A 21,703-nucleotide genomic window follows, 5' to 3' on the forward strand; every position below is an offset into this window, starting at 1 on the left:
TGTCGAAGCATTTTTGTATCGTTATTTTGGGCGTTGCCCTCTCCCGATACATATCGGGAGAGGGCCCGCGCTATCCGCTTTATCTGCTTCGCAGGATGCCGCTGCTATCGCTAACGCATTAACGCCTTTGTTAGCGGAAATAATAACCCCATTTTCCCTCAACATTCCTTACTTTTAGCCAATACCAATTATAAACCAGTAGTGGACCAGAAGATAGAAACCCTTAATCAGAAACGCTTGCAAGCGTTGGCAGGCGGTGGCCAGGCACGTGTAGACAGTCAGCATAAAAAAGGCAAACTAACTGCCAGAGAACGGTTGCACTTTTTGATGGATGAGGGTTCGTTTCAGGAAATTGGTATGCTGGTCAGCCATCGTTCTACCGACTTTGGGATGGAGAAGGAAAACTATCCCGGTGATGGCGTAGTTACAGGCTATGGTACTATTAACGGTAGGCCTGTTTACGTCTTTTCGCAGGATTTTACCGTCTTTGGCGGCTCACTGTCGGAAACGCATGCCGAGAAGATCTGCAAGATCATGGACCTGGCAATGCAAAACGGCGCACCTGTTATTGGCCTGAATGACTCGGGAGGCGCGCGTATCCAGGAGGGAGTTGTATCGTTAGGTGGCTATGCTGATATTTTTTACCGCAATACGCGCGCATCCGGCGTGATACCTCAACTGTCGGCTATCATGGGACCATGCGCGGGAGGGGCAGTTTATTCGCCTGCCATTACCGATTTTATCTTAATGGTGGAGAACACTTCTTACATGTTTGTTACAGGGCCTAACGTGGTTAAAACGGTAACCCATGAAGAGGTAACATCCGAAGAACTTGGCGGCGCAAACACTCATGCCACCAAATCGGGCGTAACACATTTCGCGTGTGCAAATGAGATAGATGCCATTCAGCATATTAAAAAATTGCTAAGCTATATGCCGCAGAATTGTGAGGAAACCGCACCTGCAATCCCGTACCAACCAGGCAACGAATCCCGACCGGATTTAAATAGTTTACTCCCAGAAAACGTGCAGCAGCCTTACGATATGCGCGACGTTATTGAGCAGGTTGCAGACGGCGGCAGCTTTTTAGAAGTACAAAAAGATTTTGCACCAAATATTGTGGTCGGCTTTGCGCGGCTGGCCGGCAGAAGCATCGGTGTTGTAGCCAATCAGCCTGCGTATTTGGCGGGCGTGTTAGACAGGCACTCATCAGTGAAAGGCGCCCGTTTTGTACGTTTCTGCGATAGCTTTAATATTCCGCTTTTAGTATTCGAAGATGTTCCCGGTTTCTTACCCGGTACCGATCAGGAGTGGAATGCCATTATCACCAACGGCGCTAAACTGCTGTACGCTTTCAGCGAAGCAACAGTACCACGCATTACCGTGATCACCCGTAAAGCCTACGGCGGTGCTTATGATGTAATGAACTCTAAGCATATTGGCGCGGATATGAATTACGCGTGGCCATCGGCAGAGATAGCTGTGATGGGGGCGAAGGGTGCTGCCGAGATCATCTTTAAAAGAGAGATCACCGCCGCAGCCGATCCTGAAGCCAAATGGAAGGAGATGGAGCAGTTATACTCAGACAAGTTTGCTAATCCGTACCGTGCTGCAGAGCGTGGCTTTGTTGACGAGGTAATAGAACCATCGGAAACCCGCAGCAAGTTGATCCACGCCTTTAAAATGCTGGAGAACAAAGTGGTAAACCTACCACGCAAAAAGCACGGGAATATTCCGTTGTAAGAGAATCAAGAATCAAGTGCCAAGAATCAAGACGGCAGCAAAATCATGAAGTGTCAGCCTGAGCCTGTCGAAGGCCCTTAACCCCCTTGTCATTTCGAGTGCAGCGAGAAATCTTCTTGGGATAAAGGCACAGCGAAGAAGATCTCTCACGTAGGTTCGAGATGACACCAACGGTTGTGTCAGCCTGAGCCTGTCGAAGGCCCTTATCCCCCTTGTCATTTCGAGTGCAGCGAGAAATCTTCTGCTGTATAATGGCGCGGTGAGGAAGATCTCTCACATGTGTTCGAGATTACAAATTTTACAATTTGTCATTGCGAGGAGCGTAGCGACGAAGCAATCTTTAGGACATTTTTATGCAAGGATTGCCACGTCGCTTTCAGCGGATCGCAAGGACAAGTTATAGAGTGAATATCACTTGGTCTTTAATATTGTCAAGTGTCGCGGTGTGTTCTAACCCCTCAAACCCATGCATCACTACTTGTACTTTATCAAATCTTGAAACAAAACTTCCTTCAACTTCGCCAAAAATGATCTGCCTTGACGACGGGTCGAATGTTATGTCACGCTTGTAATAAACGCCTTGTTCATTGTCATAACTTAAGCCGTCATCCTCGTAATAAGTGAATGTATTTGTTTCCTCACCGTTCCAAATGTGTATGAGCAAAATGCCATCACCTTTTTCATTAGTGTTTTGAACGATATTTTGTATTGGAATTATGGCGCCGGCCTTTGCGAACACAGGCAAGTTGTTGAGCGGCGCTTCAACGGTATATTCAGCGCTCCCCATGAAGTGCTCGTCGGTACCAAAACGGTACCAGTTGCCTTGTGGCAGGTAAACCCTTGCAGTATCAGCAGCACTTGCCACAGGAGCCACCAACAATGAATCGCCAAACATAAATTGGTTTTGGAATTCTGACTTGTAAACCGCAGCATCAAAGGTGTGCCCGATAGCTAAAGACCTTGCGACCGGCAAGCCGGTTTGTGCCGACTGATAAAAAGTTGAATAAACATATGGCAACAGTTGGTACCTCAACTCTATATCCTTCCGGATGATGGCTTCATTGTCCGCACCCCATTCCCAAGGCTCGCGCATAACAGTGCCCTGCTGCGCATGGTTGCGGTACATCGGTGTATAAACGCCAAGAGAATTCCAGCGCACCATCAACTCAGGAGTAGGGTTATAGCTAAAACCGCCGATATCTACCCCGGTGAAGGACATACCACTCAACCCTAAGCTATTTACCAAACGCTGTCCCAAAAGCATGTGCTCATCATACGCCGAATTATCGCCGGTCCATACAGCGGAATAGCGTTGCGTGCCGCTATAAGCAGCGCGGGTAAGCACAAATGGGCGCTTGCCCAATATCTTTTTAGTGCCTTCGTAAGTAGCGCGGGCCATTTGCATGCCGTACACATTCCGCACTTCGGGCATGTACTTATCGCCAAACTTAACCATCCATGGTAGATTTTGTCCCCACGCGGCAGGCTCATTCATATCGTTCCAAAAACCCTCGACACCGGGTTCGGTCAATGCGGTAAAGGATGCGCCCCACCATTCGCGAACGTCATCCCTAAAGAAATCGGGGAAATGGCAGCGGCCCGGCCAAACCTCGCCAACAAAGTTTTCGCCGTTAGGGTATTTGGCAAAGTATTCGTTTTCGACACCCTCATCATATTGCTTATAGCCTTCTTCCATTTTGATTCCCGGGTCAACAATGGTCACCAGCCGGAACCCCATTTCTTTCAACTTGTCTATAAAAGACTTAGGGTCGGGGAAGGTCTCGTTATTCCAGGTGAATATCTTGAAGCCATCCATGTAATCGATGTCGCAATACATTACATCGGCCGGGATGTTATGATCGCGAAACGTTTTGGCGATATCTAAAATTTCCTGCGCGCTCATGTAGCTCCAGCGGCACTGCTGATATCCCAGCGACCATAGCGGCGGCATTTCCATGCGGCCGGTAAGCCAGGTATAGTCTTTAATGATCTCGGCAACAGATTGTGCGCCAAAAAAGTAATAATTCATATCGCCACCATCAGCGCCAAACCAGCTCATCTTGTGATCGGTAGTGGCACCAAAATCAAAAAAGCTGCGATGGGTGTTGTCGAAAAATAATCCGTATGTGGCGCCGCTATGTATGCCAATAAAGAACGGAAAGGTTTGATATAATGGATCCGACTTTTCGGTATAGAAAGGCACGTCGCTGTTCCAGTTTATATAGTTGCAACCGCGGCGGTCAAGATCCCCGGTTTTTTCACCCAACCCTATGAAACGTTCGTCGGCGTATACTTTGCGATAGTTAACCACACGCTCGCCTTGCCAGTTAATGCCAAAGCGTTCGTCGTCGCGGCTTAGTTCTTTACCATCAGCGGTGTAAAAGTTGAACCTAAGGAGATCTTTCTCGATGACCAGCTTAAGGGCCGAAGTTCTTATCTCAAAGCCGGCATCATCTTCGGTAAAATCAAAATTGCTTCCTGCCTGTTGTATAACAGCATAAGAATGATCTTTGGCATCAGGGTTTCGCATTACCTGCACCCGTATGATCGTGGGGCTATAAACGCTGATCTTTGCTGTGGCTATTTCCGACTTTATAATCAGTGTATTGTCTTGCTTGTTAATCTCGCCCGCTTGGCCTAATATTTCTACCTGCATTTGGTGGTGTTTTATACCATAAACGCAGGCACAAGTATATCGTTTCCGGGAATGTATAATTAGGGCGAGGGCGCGATAAACAAAGAACCCCGCTTTTGCGGGGTTCTTTGTTTATTATTGCTTGTCATCCCCAACTTTGTTTCGGGATCCCAAAGGGAGGTTTTAGTAAGTAATTAAAACTTAATCCCAAAGTTTAGTAGGATAGGTGCCGCTCTCAACCAGTTTGGCAATGCTATCCTGAACGATAGGTTTGTCTTCTTTATAAGTTACACCGAACCATTTTGACGAGGTAGGGATCACTTTAAATTCTGCAATGCCAGATTTGATCAGTTCGTCGGCAACAAGCGGAATAAAAAATTCTGCTTTTGGATTATCTTTATTCTCCTGCACAAATTTTTGGAACATGGGAAGGCTCTGCTCAAAAACAGCAGGCGTGAAGCCCCAAAAGTTCATAGATACACGAGTGTCTGTAGGCAGCTGCGTTTCGCCGTTGGCATCTTTGTAAAATACGTCGCCATCCTTAAAATAAACTTCTGTACGTTCATTGATCTCAACCATGTTGCCTTGGTCGTTCACTTTACAAACACCGCGCGATACAGAACCATAGTCTGATAAAGTTTTATCTATCTGGTAACCTACCAGCGAATATTTGTCATCAGCCACTTCAGTGGTTAAAAACTTGGCCATCTTCTCGAACGCATCATAACCATAGTAGTCATCAGCGTTGATCACGCAAAAAGGCTCGTGCACCTGGTTGCGGGCAGATAACACCGCGTGAGCGGTGCCCCATGGTTTTGCACGTTCTATCTCTTCGTCTATGCCAAATGGCTTAAGGTCGAAGTTTTGGAAAACGTAATCGGTTTCTACTTTACCTTTCAGTTTAGGCTCAAAGATGCTCTTAAAGCTATCCAGAAATTCTTCGCGGATGATAAAGCTGATCTTACCGAAACCGGCTTTAATAGCATCATGTATAGAATAGTCGATGATGGTTTCGCCATTAGGGCCAAAGCCGTCAACTTGTTTCATGCTGCCATAGCGACTGGCCATACCGGCAGCTAAGATCAATAATGTAGGTTTCATTGTGTTAAAGGAAGTTTATTTGAAATATTTAAAATCTTGTCCGTTGCTGATATTTAACAAGCACTCATAAATTAACCTGATCACGTTATCAACATCTTCTTTATGGATCATCTCTACAGTTGTATGCATGTACCGTAACGGCAACGATATTAATGCAGACGGTACACCATCGTTTGAGTATGCAAACGCGTCGGTATCTGTCCCTGTCGACCGCGAAGATGCCTGCCGCTGAAACGGTATATCATTCTTCTGTGCAGTTTCAACCAATAACTTATTTAGATTGTTTTGCACGGCAGGCGCGTAAGATACTACGGGGCCTTTGCCGCATGCAAGGTCGCCCTGAATGATCTTATTGATCATTGGGGTAGTGGTATCATGCGTTACGTCTGTTATGATGGCCACATTTGGTTTGATGTGATGGGCTATCATCTCTGCACCGCGAAGCCCTATCTCTTCCTGCACCGCGTTAACGATGTATAGGCCGAAAGGTAAAGTCTTGTTGTTTTCCTTCAGCAAGCGTGCAACCTCGGCTATCATAAATCCGCCGGCACGGTTATCCAGTGCGCGGCCTACGTAGTAGCGGTCGTGCAGTACCATAAACTCATCTTCGTACGTGATCACACAGCCTACATGGATGCCCAACTTCTCTACTTCTTCTTTAGAAGTTGCGCCGCAATCCAGGAAGATGTTCTTTAAAGTTGGTGCCTCTTCTTTTTCGCCGCCCGTGCGGGTATGTATCGCCGGCCAGCCGAAAACCGCTTTAACTATGCCATTGTCCGTATGGATATCAACGCGTTTCGAAGGGGCTATCTGGTGGTCGGAGCCGCCATTACGTATCACGTAGATCAACCCATCGCTGGTAATATAATTTACAAACCAGGATATCTCGTCGGCATGGGCCTCTATCACCACTTTGTAATCGGCCCCGGGGTTGATTATACCTACTGTAGTGCCGTAGTTATCTACGTAATGGTCATCAATGTATGGCTTCAAATATTCAAGCCACATTTGCTGGCCTTTCCATTCAAAACCGGTAGGCGAGGGGTTGTTTATATATTTTTCAAAAAACGCTAAAGACGTTTCTGTAACCACCGGAACGTGTGGTTTTTTCTCTTTTTTATCCTGGGGCATATATTAAAAATAACATGCTGCCAAGGGCAGCTCAACACAAATTTTGTAAAAATATGAAGGTAAAGATTATTGGCATTTAGTAAGTAAAGCCCATAAGTTTTTTCTCCATCACGGTGTAATTTATTCCCTTGCGTTCAAAAGTTTCGCCTTTAGAAATAAAGCCGAAGCGGCTGTAAAAACCAATGGCGCTTTCCCTGGCGTTACACCATAAACGTTGGGCACCTTCTCCCGTCGAAAAGTTAACAAGAAATTCAAGCAGCTGTTTTCCATAGTCTTTGCCCTGTGCCTCATGCTGAACGGCAAACTTTCGGAATTGGAAGTCTTTGCCATTCATAAACAGCGACACCACCGCGATAAGCCGCCCGTTATGAAAGCCGCCAAAATGCATACCTGTCTCATCTTCGGGCATGGCCATATCCGCCGGTTGCTCATTGGGATAGAGTACATCCCTGCGCAGCCACCATGTTACCTGCGGGCGTATTTGTTCTATGATCATTATCTGCCGAATATAGCATTAGGCGCGTGAAATTATTGTCGTTTAACATTACAATCCTTAACTTTAGCTATGTCTTTGTCTTATAAAGTATTATTGAAACCAGAACCAGAGGGTGGCTTCACGGTTAATGTGCCGGCCTTGCCCGGTTGCATAAGTTATGGTGAAACACTTGAAGAGGCGAGAACTAATGCCCAGGAAGCGATAGAACTATATATTGAAAGTCTACGAGCCCATGGCGAAGAGATTCCTTCAGACGAAAACGTGCTGGAATATAATATCCAGCTGTCTTAAATGCCCAAGCAAAGCTATAGCTCCAGGGAAATAATAAAATTACTGGAAGACGGTGGTTTTATACTCGACCAGGTTAAAGGAAGCCACCATATTTACTATCATCCGGTTGATAAAAAGCGTGCGGTTGTGCCCCATCCTAAAAAAGAGCTGCCATATGGTACGGCGCGTAGCATACTTAAACAAGCCGGCTTTCTATAGTTTCTGTTTCATACGAAATCACTACCTTAAGCTATAGTAATTTTATGGCTAATCACTTCCTAGAACAACACGACCCTGATAGAAGGGAATTTCAAATAGACCGTTTGATCCTATTTACGGACGCGGTTTTCGCTATCGCGATAACGCTGCTTATCATTGAAATCAAGCCGCCTTATGTACCCGATAATTCCACGCCGGCAGACCAACTGAATCAGCTGCACCATCTGGTGGGTAAATTCATTGGCTTTATACTTAGCTTTTTTGTGATAGCAACCTATTGGCGCGGGCACCACCGCATTTTTGGTTTTGTTACCAATTACGATGAAAAGCTAATATGGCTAAACTTCAGGTTTTTGCTTACCATAGTGTTGATGCCATTTTCATCGGCCTATTACAGCGAAAGCGGTGCTTATAGCGTTCCTTTTTATTTCTACCATGCCAACATCATCCTCACCAGCATTGCCAATTACATGCTGATAAAGTATGTGTTCGATCCAAAGAACAACGTTGTTGAGCACCAGCCAAGCCCGCTGCTCAAAAAAATGTTCCTTACCCGCGGTTTTGCCATACCTGCCATATTTCTGTTAGGGGTGCTGTTGTCATTTTTGCCTTTTTCTCCGTCATGGACCATTACCATCAGCCGCATGTGCCCCATCCTGATCTGGCCTGTGTTTTATTTCATAAGGCGCTATTATTCAAGGGACATAAAGCAACACGAACTGAAAAACACCGAGGAGCGCTTGGCTGATGAAGAGGAGAGCAGGTTGTCTTGATTAATTAAGAAATACAGTGTGCTTCTCAACTTGTCATTGCGAGGAACGAAGCAATCCGAGCATGCATGTGTTATTCAGTCCAATAGCTATCGGAATTAAGCCGCCATCTCATTTTATTACAATACCATTCCGCTCATTCGCCGCGGAGGCTCGTTACTTTGTCTTGGCAACAAAGTAACCAAAATGCCAAGTCAGCGAAAGGCTTCTTTTCCGCACAGGCATTTGCCCTGCAAAACACTCGCATGGCCCTCATCACACAAGCCCTCAGTAGCGGCTCATGTTTTCATCCGAAGCTGCCCGCTGACCTGATTCGCATCGTCGTAATTTGGACGTTACAGAGTAACACAAAAAAAGCCGCCCGTTAAGAACCGGGCGGCTTTCATATTTAGCAACAGGCTATTATAGTTTGCCTATTTCTTGTACAAGGTCTATCAATTTATTTGAATAACCCCACTCGTTATCGTACCATGATACAACCTTAACAAAGTTGTCGTTAAGCGCGATACCTGCTTTAGCGTCGAATATTGAAGTGCGCGGATCACCTTTGAAATCTTCAGAAACCACGTCATCTTCAGTATAACCTAAAATGCCTTTCAACTCGCCGTCTGCGGCTTCTTTCATGGCAGATTTAATGGCTTCGTAGCTTGCACCGTTTTTCAATTTCACGGTTAAGTCAACCACAGAAACGTCTGCAACAGGTACACGGAAGCTCATGCCGGTTAGTTTACCTTTTAACTCAGGGATAACCAACGTAACGGCTTTAGCAGCACCTGTTGATGAAGGGATGATGTTCTGGTAAGCACCACGGCCGCCTCTCCAGTCTTTTGCTGACGGGCTGTCGACAGTTTTCTGAGTAGCGGTAACCGCGTGTACAGTACTCATCAAGCCTTCTTCGATACCAAATTTATCATTCAGTACCTTCGCGATAGGAGCCAAACAGTTGGTGGTACAAGACGCGTTGGATACGATGGTTTGTTCCGCCTTTAACTCTTTATGATTAACACCCATTACAAACGTAGGGGTATCATCTTTTGCAGGGGCGCTCATTACTACTTTTTTAGCACCCGCATCAATGTGTTTCTGAGCAGTTTCTAAGGTTAAAAATAAGCCGGTCGACTCGATGATCACTTCAGCGCCTACTTCATTCCATTTAAGGTTAGCAGGGTCTTTTTCTGCAGTTACACGGATGGTTTTACCGTTTACAACCAGGTGGCCGCCTTCAACAGCGATAGTGCCGTCGAATTTACCGTGGGTTGAATCATATTTAAGCATGTAAGCCATGTAATCAGGCTCAACAAGGTCATTGATACCTACAACTTCAATGTCAGGTCTTGCAATTGCAGCCCTGAAAGCCAAACGGCCGATACGGCCAAAACCGTTAATTCCTATCTTCATGATTTTTTAATTTTTATTTGAATAGTATGTTAGCAAATTATTTATGGGTTCTCTTAAAATGCTCTCTACCTGCAAACCTGCTGCAGTGGTAACCTCTTTTAATTCGGTTTGAAACAATGCCGCGACAGACCCGGTAAAGTGAACATTGGCACGCGGATGTTTCTCTTTAAGCGGTACCAGGTAAGTGTCTGTCAATAATGTAAAACCTTTGGTTATGGTTTGCCTAATGAACGGATCGTTATAGTTTTCGCTGTAAAAATCTGTAAAAGAACTTAAGAACAAGGCCGGCTGGCGCGAGCGGTAAACCTTCTCGAGCATAGTTTTCCGGTCGGCATCATATCGGTGCTGAAAGCTTTTTTTCAGATGTTCCGGCAACGTCTCGTTCATGTATGCTTTTATCAACTGACGGCCCAGCCAATTGGCAGAGCCTTCATCGGCCAGTACATAACCTAAACCATAATTGTTTACTGCAAGTTTCCTGCCATCGTACCACGCCGCGTTGCTGCCGCTGCCGCAAATGCAAACAATGCCTTCCTGGCTCTTACAACAGGCTATTGCCGCCGCCAGCATGTCATGCCCAACGGTAATTTTGGCAAACTTAAAAAAAGCCGACATAGCCTTGCTGATCAGTTCTTTAAGTTCGGGCGTTGAGGCACCCGCGCTAAAAAAATAAACACGCTTTACTTCTTCGGCGTGGTGGATAAGGTTTATGTTTTTATTAAGCAGCTGTTGGATATGTTTCTCATCATTAAACTGCGGATTAATGCTGCTGGTTTTAAATGATGCAATAGTTTTCCCTTTGTTTGATAATCGCCAATCGGCAATATGCGAACCGCTGTAAACTACTGCTATCATCCTTTTATATCGACAATATATCAGACATCAGCATCAGGTCGTCTTCCAACTTAAACTGATGTGTAAGCGCCTGTTCAATCTTGGTTAGTTCTATTTTGTTGCCTCTAAGGCCAACCATCTTTTGCGTTTCGCCTTGTATCAGCGCGTTTACTGCGCTAAACCCAAGCCTGCTGCCCAGCACACGGTCAAAGGCGCTTGGGCTGCCGCCGCGCTGCAGGTGGCCTAATATGGTCACCTTTACATCGTAAGATTTTACCTCTGCTTTAACCTTTTGCGCAACATCATAGGCGCCGCCGTTTTTATCACCTTCTGCAACGATAACAATGCTTGATGATTTTTTTGCCTGGTTAGATTTAACCGATGCGATAAGATCTGCAATAGCGGTGTCTTTCTCGGGAAGCATAATCGCTTCGGCGCCGCACGAAATACCTGCGCGTAAAGCGATACAACCTGCGTCGCGGCCCATTACTTCTATAAAGAATAATCGGTCGTGCGCGTCTGCGGTGTCGCGGATCTTATCCAGGGCATCCACAACGGTATTGGTCGCAGTGTCAAAGCCTAAAGTAAAGTCGGATCCGAAAAGATCATTATCTATAGTCCCCGGCACGCCCATTATGGCCATATCGGGGTATTGTTTAGAGAAGCGCAAGGCACCGGTAAAAGTACCATCGCCGCCAATTACTACCAGGGCATCAACGCCGCGTTTTTTAAGGTTATTGTAAGCAGTTTCCATACCTTCGGGCGTGCGGAACTCGGCACAACGGGCGGTTTTGAGAATGGTGCCCCCAAGGTTTAGGATATTACTCACAGAACGGCTGTCCATGTCGTAAATATCATCCTCTATAAGCCCTTTATAGCCTTGCCTTACACCCACCATTTTAACATTGTTGTACATAGCAGTACGTACAACCGCCCTTATACAAGGGTTCATGCCGGGGGCATCGCCACCGGATGTTAAAACAGCAATCTTAGAAACTTTGCTCATTTAGAAAGGGAAGCATTCAAAAACTGGCCTAAGATAATGTGTATATTTAACACGATAGAATTTTTATTTCTTTTTTTGCATTTCGAAATAAGACCTATATTTAAATCGTTACTTTAAGTTTAAATTCTTTTGGACGAACTACTACCTAAGTTTGAGTCGGTTTTTTCTATCGACTGTGTGATATTCGGTTTCGATGCCGGCGAGTTAAAAGTACTGCTCATAGAACGTAACGAAGAGCCTTTTAAAGACTGGTTTGCCCTGCCGGGCTACATAGTTGGCCAGCAGGAAAGCATTGACGACGCTGCCGAGCGTATCCTTAACGAGCTTACAGGTTTGCGCGGCCTGCACATGGAGCAATTCCACACCTTCGGCGAAGTTAACCGCCACCCGCAAGGCCGTGTGGTAACAGTTGCCTACTACGCGCTCATTCGTATCAACGGACAAAAGGAGCTGCGCCCGGTGACCCAGTACGCGCGTAAAGCATTCTGGCACCCGGTTAACGAGTTGCCTAAACTGGCATTTGACCATAGCGAGATCTTCAACACAGGTTTCAATAAAATTCGCCGTAGGTTAAGCTATCAGCCTATAGCGTTTGAACTGCTACCGGAAAAGTTTACACTTACACAGCTGCAAATGCTTTATGAAGCCATCCTGAACAAAAAATTGGACAAGCGCAACTTCCGCAAAAAGATGCTGAGCTATGGTTTCCTGAAAGAGCTTGACGAAAAACAACGCGGTGTATCATACCGTGCCGCCAAGCTTTACAAATTCGACAAGCGTAAATACACCAAGATTTTTCAAAACGAACTGACTGTAGAAGGGTAAAAAGTTACCAACGAAAGTTGTCATTCAGAGCGCAGCGAAGAATCTCTTTGGAGCCTCACCCCAACCCCTCTCCAGAAGGAGAGGGGCTAAAAGTATTTTATCATTCAGAGCCTGGCGAAGAATCTTATCGATTTTTGCAATAGGAGTGGAGAAAATTGCATTGCCTTAGATTACTGGGCGTTACCCTCATTCGTCGGGTCGGGCTATCCACTACAAGTCCTCATTTCGGTACGCTCACTCCGGGCTTTTCGTTTCTATCCTTAACGCATTTGTCTGAACCTGACTTTTTGCAATTTAAGAATTTTCAGAATCATAGATTCAAAGCATATCGTATTTGGGTTTTTAACGCCAGCGGGCAGCTTCGGGTGAAAGCACGAGCCGCTACTGAGGGCTTGTGTGATGAGGTCCATGCGAGTGCTTTGCAGGATGGGCCCTGTGCGAAAGAAGCCTTTCGCTGGCTTGGCCTTTTTGGACACTTTTGTGGCTAAGACAAAAGTGTCGAGCCTTAGCGGCGAATGAGCGTAAAAGATAGTCTCCTTTGAGATACCAATAATCCCCATAATTGTTGGAACAGCATGCCTTGAATGGCATCGGCCTCCATAATACTAGTATCATCACCCCAGAACATTTCCCGCTTTCATATGTATTTACCGCAATCCCAACGGTCTATGAACAAACTACTTGCAAAAATATTAATCACGTTTACCGCGCTTTTTGTTACCGGTATCACCTACGCTCAAAAGCCTAAGCCAGATACCGTAACCGCCGGCTTGTACATTACCAGCATTCACGATATAAACTTTAAGGACAAGGAATACACCGCCGATATGTGGCTTTGGCTGCGATACAAAAAGAAGGAATTCGACTTTATCAAAAACCTGGAAGTGCCGCAGGCTAAAACGGTAACCAAGTCTTTTACCACGGTCGATTCATCTAACAATAAGATCTTCATCCTGATGAAACTGCAGTGTGTGATGAAGGATTCGTGGGCGATAAATAATTTCCCGTTTGACAGTCAGAAACTGCGTTTCTCCATCGAAAACTCCCAGTTTGACTCTAAGGCGATAATATTTAAGATAGATAACCGCGGGCAGCACTTCGACCCGAGGTTCACGCTTAATGGTTGGGCCATTGACAGCATTAGCCTGACCAGCGGTATCAAAAAATATGAAACAGCCTTTGGCGACAGTATTGTGCCGCCGCACACAGAGTACAGCAACTTCAAAGCAGTACTGAGGATACACCGCGACGCGATGGGCCTGTTCTGGAAAATGTTTTTGGGTATGTATGTGGCGTTCCTGATCGCTTACATGTGTTTCTACATCCATGCAGATAGCATCGACTCGCGCTTTGGGCTTAGCGTTGGTGCCTTGTTTGCCGTGATAGGTAATAAATACATCATAGATAATACCTTACCGGAGAGCACAACCTTTACCCTTGTAGACACCCTGCACGGACTTACATTGCTGTTTATCCTTGCGACGATCATTTGCAATACGTTTTCGCTAAGACTTATAAAAACCAACAAATTAAAAGAAGGCCGCCGCTTCGATTTTATTTCAGCTCAGGTGGTACTGGTAGCTTACCTTGTACTGAATGGCTGGTTTATCTACACCGCAAGCAGGGGATAAGCATCTATGCCGCTGTTGGTGTTGTCACCAACAGCTCACAGCCTATTACTATTGTTGGTGACAACACCAACAATGGCGTAAAATCAACGTGTAAAATTGTTAGACGCAATTCCAGCAATGGCCCCGAAGCCTCGGCAGAACAATGACAACTTTGTGCAGTACTGCACCCAATTGTCAGCAATTTGGTGTTTCACAGCCCCACTACTGACAAAGTAGTGCTTGCAGGTAAACGCTGTAATAAATTGAAAAAGAACAATAAGCAACATTTTGTCACATACTTAAAAGTATGGAACAGCTGTTTCACTGTTTCAGGTGAAACAGTGAAACACCACCAAAAAAGGCAGCCTGATCTGGCTGCCTGCAATATCTTGTTTCATGAAATTTACAATTGACTTGGCGCCAATTCCAGGTGATACTTCACCAGGTTATCTATAGGTGAGCGGATAATGTTACCTACCATCATGCCGTGCGCGGTTACTACCTCTTCTAATACATTACGGAAGTTGTAACCAACAGAACCAATACAGTTAAAGCTGTATTTCTGATAATCGGGGTAGTGGGTAACCAGGTTTCTAAAGAAGTCTTCGAACGATGATTGCACCAGGTTGCGTGAGTACTCTATATTCACGTTGTTGTCGTAAACAAACTTGCTAAAGCTGGCGCAAAAACGGTTAGCCAACGGCTGAGAGTACACGCGATCGTTAACCTCGTCTGGCGTTAATTTAAATGTTTCCCAAAAGCTGTTGCGAACAGCCTCTGGCATGTAGCCGCGCAGGTAATCTATCAGTAATTTCTTACCGATAGCACAGCCGCTGCCTTCATCGCCAAGGATGTAAGCGCCTGAGTCGATGTTGTTGGTGATCTTTTTGCCATCATAGATACAAGTGTTGGTACCGGTGCCCAAAATGGCAGCAAAACCCTCGTTGTTACCCAATAAAGCACGTGCGGCGGCAAGCAGATCGTGACCTACGCTTACGCGCGAGCTGCTGAATACCTTGCGCATCGCACTTGCAACTATCTCGTTCTTCTCCGGAACGGAGCAGCCTGCGCCATAATAATTTACTTCTGTGATCTTGCTCTTGTCGAGGTCGGTAGGCAGGCTTTCATTCAATGAGTTAATGATATATTCTTCACCAACAAAGTATGGATTGTAGCCTTCTGTGTTAAAATAAATTTTCTTCTCGTCCTCTGTAACCAAACACCAGTTGGTCTTGGTTGAGCCGCCATCAGCGATAATTATCATGATCTATAATTTAAAAGTCGTGTTAAAAGTATGATTTAGTAATTGCAAATAAAAAAGAATGCAGGTTTTTTAATAGTGTATAATTAACAATTTATTAAATCAGGCTTTATTCTGATGGTTGTGTTGCAAAAATGGCAAAGAATGTCACTATATGTTGGTTATGCAGAATTATTAATGCCGGTTGCGTCTGGCCGTTTTGGTTTTTGCTATCAGCCACTTACTCAATTCTATAGCCGCATTATTGTTTTCAAAGCCGGCGGGCAGGCGACCATTCACATACTCGTTGTATAACCATGGGTCGCCCACAGCGAACACTGTGCCTTTGCCATATTTTAAACTTACGGCAATTGCAAGGCCGCCCTTGTTCGATCGTAAAACCGCACTTGCGCTTTTCGGTGCGGATATGCTGCAAGCGTCTTTAATGAAGAATTTATCTGCTGGTTTAAAAATTGAGCTGCCAGTACCGATTACCGGAACACCATCCTCGAAGTGGCTATCATCAATCACATGGTTCTGCAGATCATTATTAAAATGCAACCCAAATTTGGCCGCCAGGATGTTGAAGTGCTGTAAGTCAACATTGGCACTGTCATTGGCCATCATCACCAATACGCCTCCACTTTTAACCCATTTCGCGATTACGTCGGCATCTTTTGGTGTGATGTAATGCGGGTTGGGATTTTCTTTTTTTGAATCGGGATCTACAATGATATAGATTGCAGTGCCTTGAAGGTTTGTTGCAGTTGGCGCCTCGCCTACTGTATCTAAGGTTGCGCCAAGCGACTTGAAAGTATCTCCCCAGATGGAAAAGCCCGTGTTGCCTTTCTCGTCCCACAGGTAATGGTAGCGCATGGTTTTGCCTTCGGCGTTTGTATGAACTTCGTGATTGAAATAATAATCAAGCGTTACTTTCTGACCCAAAGCCGCGGCTGACAGTCCGGCGAAAACCAGTAACGACAGCAAAAATTTATACATGGGCTTGTTCCATTTTTGGTGTCAGCAAATGCATGATGAGCCAGGCCAGCAAGTAGGCGAAGCCGCAGATAATAAAGAGGATGTTATAGCCCGCGGTAATATTTCCGGCCGATTTAGCAGTGTCGAGAATGATACCGATGAGCAGCGGAAAAAATATGCCGCCTACAGAACCGGCCATACCGCCAATGCCCACCACAGAACTTACCGCCTTTTTAGGAAACATGTCCGACGCAGTAGTTAAAATGTTAGCGCTCCAAGCCTGGTGGGCAGCAGCAGCTAAGCTTATCAGGGCGACAGCCTGCCATATGTTGGTTGCATACCTTGCCGAAACAATTGGCACCACACATAGGGCAAATATCAGCATGGCGGTTTTGCGGGCTTTGTAAACGGGCCAGCCTTTTTTTATGAAGTATGAGGATAAGTAGCCGCCGCCGATACTGCCGATGGTTGTCGCGGTATAGACGATAACCAATGGCAAACTGGGCTTTTTAAGGTCGAGGTGAAAGGTTGATGAGAAGTACGATGGCAGCCAAAACAGAAAGAAGTACCAAACCGGGTCGCACAGTAGTTTGCCTGTGATAAATGTCCACGTTTGTTTATAACCAAACAATTTGCCCCAGTTTACTTTACTGTCTGCGTCGCCGGCTGCAACAGGCTCGTCGGTGTCACTGGCGATATAGGCTAACTCTGCCTGGTTTACTTTGGCATGCCGCGACGGTATTTCATAAAATATCAGCCAAAATACCAGCCACACAAAACCAATGGCGCCGGTGATAACGAATGCCATTTTCCAGCCGTAAATGCCTAAGATAAACGGCACCATGATTGGGGCAGCAACCGCGCCAATATTCGCTCCCGAATTAAATATGCCCGTAGCCAAAGCGCGTTCGCGCTTTGGAAACCATTCTGCAACCGATTTGATTGCCGCCGGAAAATTACCCGATTCACCAATGCCTAATAATCCCCGCACCGCTCCAAAGCCTAAGGTACTAGTCACCAAGGCGTGCAGCATAGCCGCGCCACTCCATACCATCATGGAAATAGCATAACCGATCTTTGTTCCTATCTTATCTATGAAACTACCGAAGGCTAAAAAACCGATCGCGTAACATGCCTGAAAAGCCATCACAATGGCGCTGTAATCTTTCTCTGTCCATTTAAATTGCATTTCCAGTACAGGTTTCAGCAAGCCGATCACCTGCCTGTCGAGGTAATTTATCGTGGTGGCAAAAAACAGCAGCGCCACTACCACCCATCGGTAGCCGGTCTTTTTTTCTTCCATAAACAGGTTTATAAAATCTATCTGCCCGCTATTACCAGACGCATGGCAGTTAAAGTATCGTTATAAAGTTTATCGTAATTGGCGGTGTCCATTACCTCGGCGCTAATGAGTTTGCTGCCTAATCCCACAGCACATACACCCGACTTAAACCAGGCTGTGATATTTTTTTGTTCCAATTCTACTCCGCCGGTCGGCATAAACAACTGCCCCGAGAATAATTCCTTTACCGCTGATACAAAGCCGGGGCCTAATATATTTGCCGGAAATATCTTGATCAATTGCGCGCCAAAGTGCTGTGCAGTATGTATTTCTGTGGGCGTCATGCAACCCGGGATCCACACCATGCTGTTCTTCGCAGCAACAGCGGCAACCTCGGGGTTAACGATAGGGGCAACTATAAATTCTGCACCGGCTTCAACAAAATCATTTGCCTGTTTGGAGGACCGGATGGTACCCGCGCCTATGATCATGCCCGGCATTTCTGATTCCTGAACGGTCTTTAGTATCCTGAAATTTTTCAGTGCCGCTTCGCCTCGATTGGTGTACTCGATAATACGTATACCGGCGCTGTAAAGCGTGCGCGCAACTTCGACAGTCACCTGCTTGCTGCGGTGGTAGTATAGCGGCAGCATGCCCTGCTGAATAATAGCATCAATTACTTGTTGTTTATCCGGCATTTTTCATGGTCTTAATTATTTGATCGGCCTTAATAGTTGTCGCGTCGCTTGGTACAAACAACTTGGTAAATGCCGCGGCCGAGGCGTATTCAGCAATTTGCGCCGGGTTATAGTTATTGCAATATCCGTAAATCAAACCAGCCATAAAAGCGTCGCCGCTGCCAACCTTGTCAACCGCTTCATCGGTATGGTATTCTTCCGAATGATACAAATGCCCGTCTGTATATAGCGTTCCGTAATAATCTATCCTTTCGTTGTTGCCGAACCTGAAAGTATTTGCCACCGCTTTACATTTTGGAAACCATTTCATTATCTGCTCAGACGCGTATTGCGCTTCTTTTAAATACAAGCTTTTCTGCCCCGTTTCTGTCAGGTCTGTGCTGATGTCTGTACCAAGCATGGTGTTCATCGCCCACACGTTACCCATTATCAAATCGCAGTGCTGCACAAGCGCAGGCATAACGTCTTTTGGCAATTTACCGTACTGCCATAGCTTTGCACGATAGTTCAGGTCGAGAGAAATGGTGATGCCTTTGGCCGATGCCGCCTCAAGTGCTTCCAGGCAAACGTCAGCTGTTTGTTGCGACAGGGCAGGACTGATAGCACTGAAGTGAAACCAGTTAACGCCGTCGAGTGCATTGTCCCAGTCGATCGTATTTGGTTGCAAAGAAGCAAATGACGAACCTGCGCGGTCATAGATCAAAGCGTCATGCTTCATATCCTGTCCCTTCGTCAAAAAGAACAACCCTATACGTTCACCGCTTTTTTGAATTGCGGAAGTATCTATGCCTTTTTGCTGAAGATGATCTGTTAGCTGTGCAGTCAGGCCATTATCGGGCATGGCGGTAAAATAGCGGGTTTCAACTTCCCATAAGGCCAGTGCTGTAGCGACGTTAAGTTCCGCTCCCCCAATGAAAAATGGCAGCGAGTTGTGCCGGAGCCAATCGCCACCCGCATCCGGTGTTATCCTTAAAAGAATTTCGCCAAAGGTTAATATCTTCCCTTTATTTGCTACCTGTATGCCCATTACACACCACTGAATATAGAAAAACCACCGTCAACGCAGATCATAGATCCGGTTACAAATTTCGAAGCATCACTCAAAAGCCAAACTAAAGCACCTATCAATTCGTCCGGGTCACCAAAACGTTTGAAAGGTGTTTGCCTCACCACCGATTCGCCACGTGGAGTGTAACCACCCTCGGGTTTAGTCAGCAGGTTTCGGTTCTGCTCGGTCAAAAAGAAGCCCGGTGCCAGCGCGTTCATCCGTATCTTGTCGCCATAACGATTGGCCAGTTCAACCGCGAACCATTGGTTATAGCAATCTACCGCGGCTTTACCCATATTGTAGCCCAACACTTTAGTAACCGCGCGTTTAGAGTTCATGGATGATATATTGACGATACTGCCGCCGCCATTTTCTGCAATGGCCTCACCGAATATCTGGGTTGGCAAAAGCGTTCCCCACAGGTTAAGGTCGAGCACTTTGCGCATACCATCGAGGTCCATTTTAAAAATATCTTCATCATTTTGCAAAACACCCTCGGGCATGTTGCCGCCGGCCGCGTTAACTAAGCCGTCTATCCGCCCAAAGGCATCGGTCATCTTTTGTTTAGTAGCGATGAGATCGTTCTCATTGAGCACATCTGCGATAAGGGCAATTGCTTTTCCACCTGCCTGTTTAATGGCTTCCGCGCGTTCTTCGGCTACTTGCTGGTTACGGCCAAGTATGCCCACTGCGCCGCCCGCGGCCGCAATGCCGTTCACGAACGAATTGCCCAGAATGCCGGTGCCGCCTGTAACGACGATAACCTTTCCTTCAAGCGAAAAAATATTTTGTTCCATTACCTGATGTCTGTTAGTGCGATGGGATCCATATCGGTATAATCCTGGTTTTCGCCGCCCATACCCCAAATAAAACTGTAGCTGGCCGTACCCGCGCCGGAATGGATGCTCCAGGGCGGAGAAATAACAGCCTCATGGTTGCCCATCACAATATGCCTTGTTTCTGTACCCTCACCCATAAAATGAAAAACGCGCTGATCTTGCGGCAGGTCGAAATAAAAATAGGCCTCCATTCGGCGGTCATGCACATGTGCCGGCATAGTGTTCCACACACTGCCGCTATGTAAAATGGTTAAGCCCATAACCAGCTGGCAGCTTTTAATGCCTTGCGCGTGGATGTATTTGTTAATGGTGCGATGATTTGCTGTCGCGGCGTCGCCGAGGGTAACCTTAACTGCTGCGGCATGTGTCATTAAAGTTGTAGGATAATTCACATGTGCGGGTGCCGATACTAAATAGAAAACGGGCGGATTTGCGGCACCTTTTGCTTTGAAACTTACCCCCTTAGTACCCTTGCCTAAGTACAAGCAATCAAGCTTGCCTAACGTGTGTACCTTACCATCAGCACTAATTTCGCCCTCGCCGCCTACGTTAATGATGCCTAATTCACGGCGCTCCAAAAAATAACCCGCACGAAGTATTGGATAGGTGCCTAAAGCCAGATCGTGATTTACGGGATTGGCTATGCCTAAGATCATCCGGTCATGATGGGTGTAAACCAAATTGATCTGATCGGCCTGCACAAGCCCGTCTGCCAGAAAGCGTTCGCGGATGAGGGCTGTATCGTATCCCTTAAAGTCGGCGGGATGTACGCTGTTTAAAACTTTCAAAACGGTAATATTAGGTAGGTAAATAATCGTTTTAACAATGGTACGATTAAGCATGTTTAAACGAAAGGCCTGGCAGTAATTTTTCTGTTGCCGGCCGTGATTTTATGTTGATTATAACGAAATGCGCCGGATAGATTGTAATATTGGATCCCGACATTTAGCATTACATGAAAAATCAAAAGCTATTCTTGCAGACTTTTTTAATTGCTGTATTCTCATTATTACTTTTCGCGGGTTCCACTGTTTATGCTCAAAAAAGTGTGGTAACGCAAAGGCAAGCAGAGCAATGGGTTAAAAGCCGTGCCTGGGCAGGTGGTTTGAGCCTCAAATTATATGGCGATGTAAACGCGGTTACTTTTTATAAGCAATATCACGCAAATCCTGCGTTATGGCAAAAAGTGTTTGCATGGCTTAAAACAACTAAACTGGACACACTTTATGCCGGAAAGCATATTATCGACGGCGATAAGGCTTACGCTAATGTCACCCTTGCGCCCTCCAAGGCTTTTGATGATACCAGGTGGGAATCGCATCGTAATTATATCGACTTGCAATATGTGATAAGCGGTGCGGAAAAAATTGGTCGTGCTGATATTGATAAAGCTACGGTAACCATGCAGTACGATGACAAACGCGACTTGGCTAATTATACCGCCGAGGGCAAATTTTATACCGCAACACCGGGGACTTTCTATCTATTTTTCCCGCAGGACGCGCACAGGCCTTCTATAAAAGTTGATGGGTACGATATGGTAAAAAAGCTTGTTGTCAAAATCCGCGTAGCAAACTAAA

The 21,703-nt window shown here is 45.9% G+C and carries 21 protein-coding genes; 7 read left to right on the top strand and 14 right to left on the bottom strand.

Going from position 1 to position 21,703, the window contains the following annotated elements; translation table 11 throughout:
* Nucleotides 1-201: 201 nt before the first annotated feature.
* Nucleotides 202-1,743: an acyl-CoA carboxylase subunit beta gene (locus GO620_RS02915; protein WP_200230616.1), complete on the top strand. Its 1,542-nt coding sequence runs from the start codon at nt 202-204 to the stop codon at nt 1,741-1,743.
* Between the two features lie 397 nt (nt 1,744-2,140).
* Here the strand turns inward: GO620_RS02915 and GO620_RS02920 are convergent, their stop codons facing one another.
* The 4 genes from GO620_RS02920 to GO620_RS02935 form a co-directional block, all read right to left on the bottom strand.
* On the bottom strand, nt 2,141-4,399 hold the full coding sequence (locus GO620_RS02920; RefSeq protein ID WP_157522139.1) for a glycoside hydrolase family 31 protein: 2,259 nt from the start codon (nt 4,397-4,399) through the stop codon (nt 2,141-2,143).
* A 180-nt stretch (nt 4,400-4,579) separates the two neighbouring features.
* Nucleotides 4,580-5,479, bottom strand: coding sequence for a nucleotidyltransferase family protein (locus tag GO620_RS02925; protein WP_157522136.1), 900 nt, complete (start codon nt 5,477-5,479; stop codon nt 4,580-4,582).
* Between the two features lie 15 nt (nt 5,480-5,494).
* Nucleotides 5,495-6,610 (bottom strand): M42 family metallopeptidase, encoded by a 1,116-nt coding sequence (locus tag GO620_RS02930; protein ID WP_157522132.1) that lies wholly within the window; start codon nt 6,608-6,610, stop codon nt 5,495-5,497.
* A 76-nt stretch (nt 6,611-6,686) separates the two neighbouring features.
* Complete coding sequence (locus GO620_RS02935) at nt 6,687-7,106, bottom strand: GNAT family N-acetyltransferase (protein ID WP_157522129.1); 420 nt, start codon at nt 7,104-7,106, stop codon at nt 6,687-6,689.
* 93 nt (nt 7,107-7,199) lie between these two features.
* Here GO620_RS02935 and GO620_RS02940 point away from each other — a divergent pair, with 93 nt between their 5' ends.
* From GO620_RS02940 to GO620_RS02950, 3 genes are read left to right on the top strand one after another with little or no spacing between them, the layout of a single operon-like run.
* Nucleotides 7,200-7,397, top strand: coding sequence for a type II toxin-antitoxin system HicB family antitoxin (locus GO620_RS02940; protein WP_198173459.1), 198 nt, complete (start codon nt 7,200-7,202; stop codon nt 7,395-7,397).
* Nucleotides 7,398-7,595, top strand: a complete 198-nt coding sequence (locus tag GO620_RS02945) for a type II toxin-antitoxin system HicA family toxin (protein ID WP_157522123.1) — start codon at nt 7,398-7,400, stop codon at nt 7,593-7,595.
* 44 nt (nt 7,596-7,639) lie between these two features.
* The gene (locus GO620_RS02950; protein WP_157522120.1) at nt 7,640-8,368 is read left to right on the top strand and encodes a TMEM175 family protein; all 729 of its coding nucleotides are present in this window, start codon (nt 7,640-7,642) and stop codon (nt 8,366-8,368) included.
* Nucleotides 8,369-8,767: 399 nt separating this feature from the next.
* Here GO620_RS02950 and gap read toward each other — a convergent pair whose 3' ends face one another.
* From gap to pfkA, 3 genes are read right to left on the bottom strand one after another with little or no spacing between them, the layout of a single operon-like run.
* Complete coding sequence (gene gap, locus GO620_RS02955; RefSeq protein ID WP_157522117.1) at nt 8,768-9,763, bottom strand: type I glyceraldehyde-3-phosphate dehydrogenase; 996 nt, start codon at nt 9,761-9,763, stop codon at nt 8,768-8,770.
* A gap of 6 nt (nt 9,764-9,769) precedes the next feature.
* Nucleotides 9,770-10,618: a hypothetical protein gene (locus GO620_RS02960; RefSeq protein WP_157522115.1), complete on the bottom strand. Its 849-nt coding sequence runs from the start codon at nt 10,616-10,618 to the stop codon at nt 9,770-9,772.
* 4 nt (nt 10,619-10,622) lie between these two features.
* Entirely contained in the window at nt 10,623-11,603 is a 981-nt protein-coding gene (gene pfkA / locus GO620_RS02965; protein WP_157522112.1) for a 6-phosphofructokinase, read from the bottom strand.
* Nucleotides 11,604-11,732: 129 nt separating this feature from the next.
* On the opposite strand from pfkA, the gene GO620_RS02970 reads away from it, so the two are divergent.
* Both GO620_RS02970 and GO620_RS02975 read left to right on the top strand, forming a co-directional pair.
* Complete coding sequence (locus GO620_RS02970; RefSeq protein WP_157522109.1) at nt 11,733-12,428, top strand: NUDIX hydrolase; 696 nt, start codon at nt 11,733-11,735, stop codon at nt 12,426-12,428.
* Nucleotides 12,429-13,096: 668 nt separating this feature from the next.
* The gene (locus GO620_RS02975) at nt 13,097-14,059 is read left to right on the top strand and encodes a ligand-gated ion channel (RefSeq protein ID WP_157522106.1); all 963 of its coding nucleotides are present in this window, start codon (nt 13,097-13,099) and stop codon (nt 14,057-14,059) included.
* A gap of 382 nt (nt 14,060-14,441) precedes the next feature.
* Here GO620_RS02975 and GO620_RS02980 read toward each other — a convergent pair whose 3' ends face one another.
* From GO620_RS02980 to kduI, 7 genes are all read right to left on the bottom strand, one after another.
* The gene (locus GO620_RS02980) at nt 14,442-15,302 is read right to left on the bottom strand and encodes an N-acetylglucosamine kinase (protein ID WP_157522103.1); all 861 of its coding nucleotides are present in this window, start codon (nt 15,300-15,302) and stop codon (nt 14,442-14,444) included.
* A gap of 171 nt (nt 15,303-15,473) precedes the next feature.
* Nucleotides 15,474-16,277, bottom strand: a complete 804-nt coding sequence (locus tag GO620_RS02985; RefSeq protein WP_157522099.1) for a hypothetical protein — start codon at nt 16,275-16,277, stop codon at nt 15,474-15,476.
* Entirely contained in the window at nt 16,270-17,559 is a 1,290-nt protein-coding gene (locus GO620_RS02990; RefSeq protein WP_157522095.1) for an MFS transporter, read from the bottom strand. The genes GO620_RS02985 and GO620_RS02990 overlap by 8 nt, the downstream gene beginning before the upstream one ends.
* Nucleotides 17,560-17,576: 17 nt before the next feature.
* Nucleotides 17,577-18,236, bottom strand: a complete 660-nt coding sequence (locus GO620_RS02995) for a bifunctional 4-hydroxy-2-oxoglutarate aldolase/2-dehydro-3-deoxy-phosphogluconate aldolase (protein WP_157522092.1) — start codon at nt 18,234-18,236, stop codon at nt 17,577-17,579.
* Entirely contained in the window at nt 18,226-19,263 is a 1,038-nt protein-coding gene (locus tag GO620_RS03000; RefSeq protein ID WP_157522089.1) for a sugar kinase, read from the bottom strand. The genes GO620_RS02995 and GO620_RS03000 overlap by 11 nt, the downstream gene beginning before the upstream one ends.
* The gene (locus GO620_RS03005; protein ID WP_157522087.1) at nt 19,263-20,081 is read right to left on the bottom strand and encodes an SDR family oxidoreductase; all 819 of its coding nucleotides are present in this window, start codon (nt 20,079-20,081) and stop codon (nt 19,263-19,265) included. The genes GO620_RS03000 and GO620_RS03005 overlap by 1 nt, the downstream gene beginning before the upstream one ends.
* Nucleotides 20,081-20,911 (bottom strand): 5-dehydro-4-deoxy-D-glucuronate isomerase, encoded by an 831-nt coding sequence (kduI, locus tag GO620_RS03010; protein ID WP_244139453.1) that lies wholly within the window; start codon nt 20,909-20,911, stop codon nt 20,081-20,083. The genes GO620_RS03005 and kduI overlap by 1 nt, the downstream gene beginning before the upstream one ends.
* 167 nt (nt 20,912-21,078) lie before the next feature.
* On the opposite strand from kduI, the gene GO620_RS03015 reads away from it, so the two are divergent.
* Entirely contained in the window at nt 21,079-21,702 is a 624-nt protein-coding gene (locus GO620_RS03015) for a YhcH/YjgK/YiaL family protein (RefSeq protein ID WP_157522081.1), read from the top strand.
* Nucleotide 21,703: the final 1 nt, after the last annotated feature.

Source organism: Mucilaginibacter ginkgonis, assembly GCF_009754905.2.
In the GTDB taxonomy this organism is placed as follows: domain Bacteria; phylum Bacteroidota; class Bacteroidia; order Sphingobacteriales; family Sphingobacteriaceae; genus Mucilaginibacter; species Mucilaginibacter ginkgonis.